This window comes from Novosphingobium sp., from assembly GCF_040079535.1.
Taxonomy (GTDB): Bacteria; Pseudomonadota; Alphaproteobacteria; order Sphingomonadales; family Sphingomonadaceae; genus Novosphingobium.
The window spans coordinates 33,950-45,016 of the sequence record NZ_JBEBKB010000019.1 but is presented as its reverse complement, the minus strand read 5'-3'; the positions used below and the strand labels follow the sequence as shown (position 1 = coordinate 45,016).

The following is an 11,067-nucleotide window of genomic DNA, read 5'->3' as shown; positions in this document are numbered from 1 at the left end:
GGCCTGCGGCGCGGGGCTGGCCTGCGGCGCGGGGCTGGCCGGTTGGGCGCCAAGCTGTGGAGCAATCAGGCCGGCCGCGGCAAGCGCCGAAGCCAGCAGGGCTATTTTGATGAATCGCAAAGCCATAAGTGGCATGTGATGTCAGAACCGGACCGACTTGAAAAGGCGGCTGTTCGTTCAGCGCTGGCCCAGCACCAACACGTTGTTCTCGCGGATGATCGGCCGCGCGGTGCGCCTTGCCATCAGCGCGGTGCCACCGGTGGATTCAAGCAGCGCTGCAAGCCGGGCTGCGGCATCGCCCTGAAGCGTATCGGCGGCGGCCTGCGCGCGGGCCAGATGCCACAGCGAATGAACATGGCTGGCCCGGCGCATGGTCACCCCGCGCCAGTCATAGGCCACCATGCCGACATGCGGATGAACTTGCCGCGCGCCATCATGGGAAACCAGGGTGCCCGCAGCAGGATCGGTCAAGCCGGCCAGCCAGGCATCAAATTGCGCGGCGTCGGCGGTGAGCCCCGGGTTCCACAGCGCAAAGGCTAATTTCAGCACCGCAACCAGCGTTTCGGGGATCGCATCATCTGCCGGGAACGCGCCGCCTGGATCGGCATAATCATGATCTTCGATCGCAGCCACATTCATCCGCTCGGTCCAGCGCGCCACATTGGGAGCGCGGGTGCGTATCAGCATCGCTGGCACCGGATCGCGCGCCAGATGCGCATACAGCGGCGCCATCATCCCGAAATCAGCCACGCTGGGCCGCCCGCCCAGCAAATAGGGATATGCCTGGAAATGCAATTCCAGCACATCAAGCAGGTCAACATAGGCTTGCTCGATCGCCGCGAAAAATTCTGGCTGAACCCCAAGGTTGGGGAGGAACCCGGCGAATTTGTCCATCAGTTGCCCGGCAGTCTGCAATCGCTGCTCGTAAGGCAGCGAAGTGGGGATTGCGCGGGCAAATTCGGTTCGCAGGAACAGCTCCTGCTCAGCCCGAAAACTCCAGCGATAATGCATGGCGGCCGGCAGCAGATAGTTCGATCCGAATGCATCAAAAAACTGGGCGATCACTTGCTGGACCGGCCCGGCCGGGGTTAGCGCAACTTCGGCATGGCGCGCCTCAACATGATCGATGATAGCGGTGCAATCCTGGATCAGTTTTCCTTCGGGGCTTTGAACCACTGGCGCCACCCAATGGCCGACTTTGGGCACTACTTCGTTGGAAAAGTAAGGGTCGGAAACCGTCAGTTCGACAAACGCGATCTGCTTCTTGATCAGATAGCTGCGGGCCTTGCCAGTGTAGAGCGAATGCGGGGTTCCCCATAGCGTATAGTGGCCGGTCATGTTTCCTATCCTTCGCTTTGAAAGCCAAGCCGCCGGGCCGAAGCCTCAAGCCGCTCCATCCGGCCGGGCGCAAGCCGTGCGGCGCGGGCCTGATAGATGCCAACCAGATCGGCCCCGGCCTTGTCCGGACTGCCGCAATCAAACGGCGGAGCGGGATCGTATTCCAGTGCAAGTTGCACCGCGCGGGCGTGATCTTCGCCAGCAATCCGGGCCATAAGCGCCAGGGCAAAATCGATCCCGGCAGTTACCCCGCCGCCGGTTGCGCGGTTGCGATCAATCACATGGCGGGCCTTGACCGGCTCGGCGCCAAACAGCGCCAGCTTGTCATGCCAGGCCCAATGCGTGGTCGCTTTATAGCCTTCAAGCAGCCCCGCCGCGCCCAGGATCAGCGCGCCTGTGCAAACGCTGGTCACCCACTGGGCCTGGGCGCCCACCTGCCGCACCCAATCAAGCGCTGCGCTGTGATCGATCACATCGGCAATGCCCATTCCGCCCGGCACGCACAGCAGATCGGCGCGCGGCACATCGGCGAAGGTTGCGGTGGGCATGATCGCAAAGCCGGCATCGGTTGGCACCGGGGCTATTGCATTCCAGACCAGATCGACCCTGGCATCGGGCAGCCGTGAAAGAAACTGGGCCGGGCCGGTCAGATCCAGCTGGGTGACGCCGGGGAACAGCAGGAAGGCAATGTGCATAACGCGCACTCTATGCGCAAATCAGTTGAACCTACAACCTTGCCGCCGCGCCCTGGCTGAAATAGCGAGAGCGCAAGAGGGAGAGAGCATGGCACACTATATCGGCGCAATCGATCAGGGCACCACCAGCACCCGCTTCATCGTGTTCGATGCTGGCGGCAATACCGTGGCGGTGGACCAGATCGAGCATGCCCAGATCATGCCGCAACCCGGCTGGGTAGAGCACGATGCCGTTGAAATCTGGGCCAATACCCAAAAAGTGATTGCCGGCGCACTGGCCAAGGGCGGATTGGCCGCAGCCGATCTGGCGGCGGTGGGGATCACCAACCAGCGCGAAACCACATTGCTGTGGGACAAAGCCAGTGGCCAGCCGGTCCACAATGCGCTGGTCTGGATGGATACCCGCACCGCCGATCTGGTCGGGCAGTTGACGGCGACCGGCGGCCAGGACCGGCTGCGCGCCAAAACCGGGCTGCCGCTGGCAACCTATTTTTCGGGGCTGAAACTGCGCTGGCTGCTGGATAGCGTGCCCGGCGCCCAGGCCCGGGCAGAGGCCGGTGAGCTGTTGTTCGGCAATATCGATACCTGGCTGGCCTGGCAGCTGACCGGACTGCACATCACCGATGTTACCAATGCATCACGCACCCAGCTGATGAACCTTGAAACGCTCGATTGGGATCTGGAAATCCTGGCGCTGCTGAATATCCCGCGCGGCTGCTTGCCCGAAGTGCGATCTTCCAGCGAGGTTTATGGCACCTGCAGCGGGGTGCTGGATGGCGTGCCGCTGGCGGGCATTCTGGGCGATCAGCAGGCCGCGCTGTTCGGGCAGGCCTGCCTTGCCCCGGGCGAGGCCAAGAACACCTATGGCACCGGCTGCTTCATGCTGATGAATACGGGGGAGCAGCCGTTTGCCTCAAGCAACGGCTTGCTGACCACGCTGGGCTACAAGCTGGGCGATGCACCGGCTGTCTATGCACTGGAAGGATCGATCTCGATCGCGGGCGCGCTGGTTCAATGGCTGCGCGATAATCTCGGCCTGATCAACGATGCCGCTGAGATCGAGGCGCTGGCTCGCAGCGTGGAAGACAACGGCGATGTCTATATCGTTCCGGCGTTTTCCGGGCTCTATGCTCCCCACTGGGATGATAGCGCGCGCGGTGTGATCGCGGGGCTGACCCGGTTCGCCAGCAAGGGCCATTTCGCCCGCGCCGCCCTGGAAGCTGTGGCATTTCAGACCGGCGAAGTAATCAGCGCGATGACGGCGGATTCTGGCGTGGCGATTACAGAGCTTAGAACCGATGGCGGGATGGTGGTCAACGAACTGCTGATGCAGTTCCAGTCCGATATTCTGGGCGTGCCGGTGGTGCGCCCCAAAGTGATTGAAACCACCGCACTTGGCGCGGCCTATGCCGCCGGGCTGGCGGTGGGATACTGGCAAAGCACCGCCGATATCAGCGCCAACTGGGGCGTGGACAAGCGCTGGGTTCCTGCGATGCCCGAAGATCGCCGCGCCGCGCTGTTTGAAAAATGGAACAAGGCCGTGGCGATGAGCCGCGGATGGGTGGGTTAGGCCAATGGCAAAAGGCTTCTCGATGTCTGCGACCAACCGCACCCGCACAGATATTCTGATGCGGCTGGAACCTTATTGGAAGATGGAAGCCGCCAATGCGATTTTGATGCCGGTGATGATCCTCTTTTTAAGCAAGGGACAAGTCAGCTGGATCAGTCTGGTACCTATGGCAGCGATGGTCCTACTGCTGGTGATCGGTGCGCTCTATTGGCGGGGCAAGGTTCGTCAGCTCAAGGGGCAGACCAAGGGCTGGTCTTGCCTGCTGATGGCGATTGCGCGGTTGAAGTTGCCGGCATTGGTTTTGGTTTTGGCGGGTTGCATGACCGCGCTGGCAGGCTGGATCGGAGCGGATCTGCCCATTGGTACGGCAGACCGGTGGGCGGCCACCGGCAGCGCCGCGCTCGCTGTGCTGGAATACGTCAACTATTATCATCGCCAGGTTCAGCATTTTGATAACAAGGCCGATTTCAAGCGGATGATGGCTGGCAAGGGCTTTCGTCCATCGTGGATGGCGCGTGACCTGGCTGATCTGCGCCGCAAAGGCTGATCACCGCATCAGCAAAATCGAAATCCGCCGGTTCCTTGGGTCGCCGGGATTGTCGCGCACCAGAGGCTCGCGGTCGGCGACGCCTTCGATCTTGCGGAAGCGGCTTTCAGCAATGCCTTTGGCCATCAGTGCCTGACGGGTCGCTTCGGCGCGGCCAGCCGATAGGGACCAGTTGTTTGCGCCCAAACCTGCTCCATCGGGTCCGCCGTTCCACGGCAAGCTATCGGTATGGCCGCGGATAGAAAGCCCGCCCAGTTCCTGGCCCAGCATATCGCCGATCGCGCTCAGCAGATCGGCTGCTTCAGGGGTCAGCACTGTGGTGCCAAGCTGGAACATCGAGAAATCAGCGTCATCGACCAGATCGATCCTGATCCCTTCAGCGGTATCGATCATCCGCACCTGCTTGGCCAAACGGGCCAGGCGCGGATTGCCCGCAAGTTTGCTGGCCAGCCGCTGCTGCATCGATTGCATCTTCTTGATCTTGTCTGCACCTTCCTTGGGCCCGCCGGTGGTATCGCGCGGGATTGTCATCGATTTGGTCCCGGTTTGTCCGGCGCGGTTAGGATAGTTATCGACATCGGTAATCGAGCTGCCGCCCAGCATACCGTTGGATCCCGCGCTTTCCTGCCGCAGCTTGACCAGCGTGGGCGTGAAATAATCGGCAATCCCCTTGCGCTGCTTTTCGGTGGTGGCGCCCAGCAGCCACAGCAGCAGGAAGAAGGCCATCATCGCGGTGACGAAGTCTGCATAGGCCACTTTCCAGGCGCCGCCGTGGTGGCCGCCAGCGACAATGGTGATTTTCTTGACGATGACTGGGGGCAGATCAACCTTGCCCTTTTTGGCGGCGGCCATGGCTTAGCGGCCACGCAAGGCGTCGAGCAGTTCACTCAATCCCGGACGGAAGGCATGTCCTAGCCCCGAACGCGCGCCTTCGACGACCAGCGGCTGCGGCCAGCCGTGCAGACTGGCGATCACCACCTGCTTGACCGCGTGAAAGATCTGCACGTCGGCGTCGATGATCTGTTTCAGCCGCCCGGCCATCGGCGCGACTAGGCCATAGGCGAGCAACACGCCAAGAAAGGTGCCGACCAGCGCCGAGCCGATCATCCCGCCCAGCACACTCGGCGGCTTGTCGATCGAACCCATGGTCTTGACGATGCCCAGCACAGCGGCGACGATGCCAAGCGCAGGCAGGCCGTCCGCCAGCGTGGTCAGGGCGTGTTGCGGCTCGTGGAATTCGTGAAAGATCTGCTTCATCGCATTGTCCATCACCTCTTCCACGGCATGAACTTCAAGCGTGCCCGATGATACCACGATCAACGTCAGCGTATCGCAGATCAGTGCGGTCAGTGCCTTGTTGGCCAGCAGCCGCGGAAATTCTGCGAAAATTGCCGAATTCTGCGGCTCGGTCACGTGGCTTTCCAGTGCCACCGGGCCTTCGGCGCGCAGCAGCTTCATCAATTTGGTGGTCAGGATGATCGCGTCGATGTGATCCTGCTTGTTGTGTTTGGGGCCCTTGAACACTTTGACGAAGCCGCCGCCGATGGCTTTCAGCTCGTGCATCGAATTGCCGATCACGGTTGCGCCCACCGCCGCCCCGCCGATGATCAGCATTTCGTGCGGCAGCGCGTGCATAACCGGGCCCAGCGCCCCGCCGGTGATGGCAAAACCGCCAAACACCATGACGATAAGAACAACGATACCTATCGCGACGAACATTTTAACCCCCTGAAATAACTTAAACTTCTATCAACGCAGCACATCGAACAGCGAAAGCGATGCAAGCCGGGCAAAACTGGCCTGGCTGGCTTCAAGCACGGTCATGGTCTGCTGCAATTGCGATACCGCCAGTGACAGATCGGTTCCGCCGACGCTGGCTTCCTCCTCGGCGCGCAGCTGCCCGGTCTGGATCCGGCGTTCGGTGTTTAGATCGATCCAGTTGAGCCTTGCGCCCACCACGGTTTGCTGGGTGGTGATGTTTTCAAGACCGGCATCAAGCACACCAAGCGCGTCGCGTGCGGCCTGGGCCGGATCGGCAACAGCGCCTTTCAGCGCGTCGCTAAGCGATTTGACTGCCGCAAACAGATCGGTCGCGCCGGCTGGGCCGGTGAAGTTGAAAATCTCGGGCCCGGTCAGGCCGCGGGTCACGCTTTGGCCATCACCCAGCGGCAGATCACTGGCGCTTGCTGTGCCGACATAGCCCGGAACGCCAGCGGCAACGATATAGGCTGCTCCTGGTGTATCGCCGCCAAACAGCGCATGCCCGGCGCTGTCCTGGGTATTGGCCAGGCGGACCAGTTCATCGCGGATCTGATCAAGTTCGGTTGCGATCCCGGCCCGCTGGCCGGGGCTGAGCACCCCGTTGGCGGCCTGCGTTGCCAATTCCTGGACCCGGATGACCGAGCCTGCGACGAATGACAGCGCATTGTCGGTCAGCGTCAGATCGCTGCTGGCGCGGGCCGCCACCGAAGTATCGATCGCCGCCACGCTGTCTGATCGCAGCAACGTGCGCAGCCGCGATGCCGCGACCGGATCGTCAGACGACCGGGTCAGCCGCTGCCCGCTGCCGATCGAGGCCTGCAACGCATCGGCGCGGGCCCGCAAGGCAGACAGACTCTGGTTCGAACGGTCATAAAAGGCACTGGTTGAGATGCTGGTCATGGTCGTGTTCCTTGGGCTCAGCGGATCGCAAGCAGGGTGTCGAACAGATCAGAGGCAATCTGGATCGCCTTGCTGCTGGCCTGGAAGGCCTGCTGAAAGCGCACCAGATTGACGGCTTCCTCATCCAGATTGACCCCGGCCTGGCTATCGAAGGCAAGCTTTGCCGCGGCTGCGATTGTATCCAGCGCATCGCTGGTGGTGCGCCGGCCCTGGGCCGCATTGGATACGGTGAACAGCAGGCCGCTGAGCTGGCCCGAAATGTCGGCACCGGCCATCGCATTGCGGAAGACGGAAAGGTTTGCCGGATCCCGGCTGCCCGCCGGTGCACCGGCCGGGGCAGTGGCGATGCCCGCACCGGAAGCCAGCGCCAGCGCAATGCCGGCCGCGCCGCTACCCGAGAACAGCGGTTGGCCAGGCGTGCCATCAAGCGCGACGCCCGATCCCTGGGCTGCATTTGCGGTGGCGATCAGATTGTTGGCCACCGCATCCAGTCCAGCCTTGCTATCGCGTACCATGACCAGCCCTTGCGCGGCCCCGGCCAGCGATCCTGCCGCCAGTGTTACCGCGCCGCCCGCTGCCAGGGCGAATGAAACCGTGCCATCGCCGGCTGTGGTCATCGCCAGCGTATCGGCGGCCACGCCGCTGACCAGCTGCGGGCCGGTGCTGCCGCCGATCCGCACGGTCACGGTCTGATCGGCGGCAAAATCGGTATCGATATCGGCAAAGCCTGAAAGCGATTTGAGCACCCCGTCGCGGCGGTCCATCAGCGCCGCCTGATCGGCGCTACCGGGCTGCGCACGGACCAATTGGACGTTGATCTGGCCCAGTTGGCCGGCCAGCAGGTTAACCTGGCCCACCCCGGCCGCCGCATCAAAGCGCAGCCCTTCGCCCACCGTATCCAGCCCGTTAGAGGCAATCCCGAAAGTTCGGGACAAAGTCCGGCCCTGTTCAAGCACAGCCGTGCGCAGCGACGGATCAACCGGATCAGTTGCAAGCTGCTGCAGCGCATTTTCAAATGCAGTCAGCGATGGAAACGCCTGCGATTGTTCCAGCGCGGCTTCGATGTTTTCATAGGCGGCCAGTTCGATCCCGGCGCGGGTCGCATCGCTGCCGGTGCGGCGCACTTCGCTTTGGCGAAAGGCATCGGCGTTGCGGGTCAGCCCGTCGATCCGCACCCCGGACATCGAAAATTCGCCGATCCGCCCAAACCCGCCGCCCAGCGCCACTTCGCTAAGGCGAATCGTGCGGCGGATATAGCCATCGGTCGATGCGTTGGAGATGTTCTGGCTGGTCACATTCAACGCGGCGCGTGCGGCACGCACCCCGCTGGCGGCGATCTGGAGCATGTCGCTGGCCATCAGCTTGTGCTCCCTGTGCCGGCAAGACCAAGCTGGGCGGCCAGCTGGGTTTCGATCATTCTGGCCAGGCCAAACGCGCCGCGTGTCGCCGCCAGATCGGCAACATGCTCATCCTGCATCTTACGGAACGTGCCCAGCGCGCTGTCGGGATTGCCTTCGCCAAACATATCGCCGCCAAAGTGACTTTTGCGAGCTTCGGCCAGCACCTGACGCAGGAAGATCGCCTCAAACTGGCGGGCCGCATCGGCCAGGCGTTCGCGCGGGCTGCCATGGTTCTGGACCAGGCTGCCAGTTGCGAGCAAGGGGGCGGAAATCGGGGTCATATCACCTCGATCTCCGCTTTCAGCGCGCCGGCCTCTTTCAGGGCCTCAAGGATTGCGACCAGATCCGATGGGCTGACCCCAAGCATGTTGAGCGCATCGACCACTTTGGCCAGCGAGGCACCGGGCTTGAACAGCACCACGCTGCGGCCGTCTTCTTCGGCTGAAAGCTGGCTGTCTTGCTGGACCGCAGTCTGGCCGCGGCTGAACGGGGCGGGCTGCACCACTTGCGGGTTCTCATCGATCCGCACCGTCAGCTTGCCGTGACTGATTGCAGCGGGATAAAGCCGCACTGCCGAATTGATCACCACGGTGCCGGTACGCGAATTTACCACCACTTTTGCAGGCGATTCGGCCGGGTTCACTTCGATCATCTCAATCGCAGCCATTAAGCTGGCGCGATCATTGGCACCGGCCGGCAAACGCAGGGCCACGGTCATCCCATCATCAATCGTGGCCATGCCGGGCCAGCGCTGATTGATAGCATCACGGACCCGCGTGGCGGTGAGGAAATCTGATTGATAGAGGTTCCAGCGCAACATTTCGCCATTATCGAACCCGGTGGAAACGCCGCGCTCAACACTGGCGCCATCGGCGATCCGGCCCACGGTTGGAACATTGACCGTCAGCTTCGATCCGTCTGCACCCGATATGCCCAGTCCGCCCACGGCCAGGTTGCCCTGGGCCATGGCATAGACCTGGCCATCCGCCCCATACAGTGGGGTCATGATCAGGGCTCCGCCGCGCAGGCTTTTGGCTTTGCCGATCGCAGAGACGGTCACGTCGATCCGCTGGCCAGGTTTGGAAAAAGCGGGAAGATCGGCGGTAATAATCACAGCAGCGGCGTTCTTGAGCGCCGGATTGACGCCGGGCGGCAATTGCACACCAACCCGGCCAGAAACCCCGTGCATCGCCTGGGTCAGGTATTCAAGGCTGTCATCGCCAGTGCCTGAAAGGCCCACGACCACGCCATAGCCGGTCAGCTGGTTGGTGCGCACACCCTGGAACGTGCCAAGATCGCGCAGCCGTTCGGCATGGGCCGGCAGCGGGGCAATCAGCGCCGCAATCAAGGCCAGACGCAAGAAGATCCGGATCATCGCGCGAGCCCCTTCAAAACGGACTGACAGCGCTGAAGAAGCGCGAAAGCCAGCCTTCGCGGCTGGCCCGGCCAACCGCGCCGTTGCCCGAATATTCGATGTGTGCATCGGCCACGCGGCTGGAAGAAATGCGGTTATCGGCATCAATATCGGCCAGCCGGATAATCCCGGTCACTTGCACCCATTCCTCGCCCTGGCTCAGTAACAAGCGCTTTTCTCCGCGAATCAGCGCGGTGCCATTGGACCGCACTTCGACAATGGTGACCGACAGTTCGCCAGTGAGCGTGCTCGACTGATTGGCGTTGCCGTCTCCCTTGAACGACGAAGTGCCGCTGGCATTAAGGCTGCTGGGATTGATGAAGCTAAGCGGTCCGGTGGCCGGCGGGGTTATGCCAAAGCTGCCGCTGCGCCCAGTTTTGGAACCGGCGGTTTTGGTTGAACTGATATTTTCAGTCAGCGTGATCGTAACCGGATCGCCAACGGCACGGGCGCGGTGGCCGGTGTAGAGCGGGGCATAGCCGCCACCTGCATTGAAGATCGCGCCGTCGGCCAGCTTGGGTGCGGCAGGCGGCGGCGGCGGCAATGCGGCGGCAAAGCCGGGTTTGGGCTGGGGGCCAGTGCAGGCAGCAGCGGCCGCAATGGCCAGCAGCATTGGCAAGGATTTTGCTTTCATGATGTCCCTCACAGCGTTTGATTGGCGTTGCGCAGCATTTCATCGACCGCGCTGATCATCTTGGAATTGATTTCGTAGGCGCGCTGGCATTCGATCATGTCGACCAGTTCCTCGACCACGTTGACGTTGGATCCTTCCAGCATCCCTTGCCGGATCGACCCGCGCACACCGTCTCCGGCCGCGCCGATCTGGGCGGCGCCGCTGGCGCCGGTTTCGGCCAGGAAGTTATCGCCCAGCGCTTGCAGCCCCGAAGGGTTGGTGAAGCTGGCGATGGTGATCTGGCCAATTTCGGTGGGCGTGGCGCTGGCCGCGGTTGTCACCGATACGGTGCCATCATTGGCGACGGTGATTGAAGCGGCATCTTCGGGCACCTGAATTGCCGGCTGCAAGGCATAGCCCTGTGCGGTAACCAGCTGGCCATCGGCAGAACGGCTGAAATTGCCGGCGCGGGTATAGGCCAGCTTGCCGCCGGGCAGCTGGACCTGAAAATAGCCCTCGCCATCCAGCGCCAGATCAAGGCTGTTGCCGGTACTGGTCAAGGTGCCCTGGGTGGTGATCGCGGTGGTGGAAAGCACCGAAACCCCGGTGCCCAGGTTCAGTCCGGTGGCATAGGCGGTCTCGTTTGAGCTTTGCTGGCCGGCCACGCGCTCATCCTGATAGGATAGCGTGGCAAAATTGACCCGATCGCGTTTGTATCCGGTGGTGCCGATGTTCGCCAGATTGTTGGCGATCACCCGCATCCGCGCGTCTTGCGCTTCAAGCCCGGTCCGGGCGACGTGGAGTGCAGAAGTGGGCATTGGTTACTCCT

12 protein-coding genes are annotated in these 11,067 nt (G+C 62.4%); 2 read left to right on the top strand and 10 right to left on the bottom strand.

Annotated elements, in window-relative coordinates; genetic code table 11:
- Positions 1-177: 177 nt before the first annotated feature.
- Both ABL914_RS08180 and ABL914_RS08175 read right to left on the bottom strand, forming a co-directional pair.
- On the bottom strand, positions 178-1,338 hold the full coding sequence (locus ABL914_RS08180; protein ID WP_391562686.1) for a glutathione S-transferase family protein: 1,161 nt from the start codon (positions 1,336-1,338) through the stop codon (positions 178-180).
- Between the two features lie 5 nt (positions 1,339-1,343).
- Entirely contained in the window at positions 1,344-2,033 is a 690-nt protein-coding gene (locus tag ABL914_RS08175) for a DJ-1/PfpI family protein (protein WP_391562685.1), read from the bottom strand.
- 88 nt (positions 2,034-2,121) lie between these two features.
- Between ABL914_RS08175 and glpK the strand changes: the two genes are divergently transcribed.
- Entirely contained in the window at positions 2,122-3,603 is a 1,482-nt protein-coding gene (gene glpK / locus ABL914_RS08170; protein WP_391562684.1) for a glycerol kinase GlpK, read from the top strand.
- Positions 3,604-3,625: 22 nt separating this feature from the next.
- A complete protein-coding gene (locus tag ABL914_RS08165) occupies positions 3,626-4,150 on the top strand; it encodes a hypothetical protein (protein ID WP_391562683.1) in 525 nt (174 codons plus the stop codon).
- On the opposite strand, the gene ABL914_RS08160 is transcribed toward ABL914_RS08165, so the two are convergent.
- Genes ABL914_RS08160 through flgG form a run of 8 tightly spaced genes read right to left on the bottom strand, consistent with a single transcriptional unit; the run spans position 4,151 to position 11,056 of the window.
- Positions 4,151-5,002, bottom strand: a complete 852-nt coding sequence (locus ABL914_RS08160; RefSeq protein ID WP_391562682.1) for a flagellar motor protein MotB — start codon at positions 5,000-5,002, stop codon at positions 4,151-4,153.
- 3 nt (positions 5,003-5,005) lie between these two features.
- Positions 5,006-5,869 carry a flagellar motor stator protein MotA gene (gene motA / locus ABL914_RS08155; protein ID WP_391562681.1) on the bottom strand — a complete coding sequence of 288 codons (864 nt, stop codon included), beginning with the start codon at positions 5,867-5,869 and terminating at the stop codon, positions 5,006-5,008.
- 30 nt (positions 5,870-5,899) lie between these two features.
- Entirely contained in the window at positions 5,900-6,811 is a 912-nt protein-coding gene (locus tag ABL914_RS08150) for a flagellar biosynthesis protein FlgL (protein ID WP_391562680.1), read from the bottom strand.
- Between the two features lie 17 nt (positions 6,812-6,828).
- A complete protein-coding gene (gene flgK, locus ABL914_RS08145) occupies positions 6,829-8,169 on the bottom strand; it encodes a flagellar hook-associated protein FlgK (RefSeq protein ID WP_391562679.1) in 1,341 nt (446 codons plus the stop codon).
- Positions 8,169-8,492: a rod-binding protein gene (locus ABL914_RS08140; protein WP_391562678.1), complete on the bottom strand. Its 324-nt coding sequence runs from the start codon at positions 8,490-8,492 to the stop codon at positions 8,169-8,171. The genes flgK and ABL914_RS08140 overlap by 1 nt, the downstream gene beginning before the upstream one ends.
- Positions 8,489-9,586: a flagellar basal body P-ring protein FlgI gene (locus ABL914_RS08135; RefSeq protein ID WP_391562677.1), complete on the bottom strand. Its 1,098-nt coding sequence runs from the start codon at positions 9,584-9,586 to the stop codon at positions 8,489-8,491. The genes ABL914_RS08140 and ABL914_RS08135 overlap by 4 nt, the downstream gene beginning before the upstream one ends.
- A 13-nt stretch (positions 9,587-9,599) precedes the next feature.
- Entirely contained in the window at positions 9,600-10,259 is a 660-nt protein-coding gene (locus tag ABL914_RS08130) for a flagellar basal body L-ring protein FlgH (RefSeq protein ID WP_391562676.1), read from the bottom strand.
- Positions 10,260-10,267: 8 nt separating this feature from the next.
- Positions 10,268-11,056 (bottom strand): flagellar basal-body rod protein FlgG, encoded by a 789-nt coding sequence (gene flgG, locus ABL914_RS08125; RefSeq protein ID WP_391562675.1) that lies wholly within the window; start codon positions 11,054-11,056, stop codon positions 10,268-10,270.
- Between the last annotated feature and the right edge of the window lie 11 nt (positions 11,057-11,067).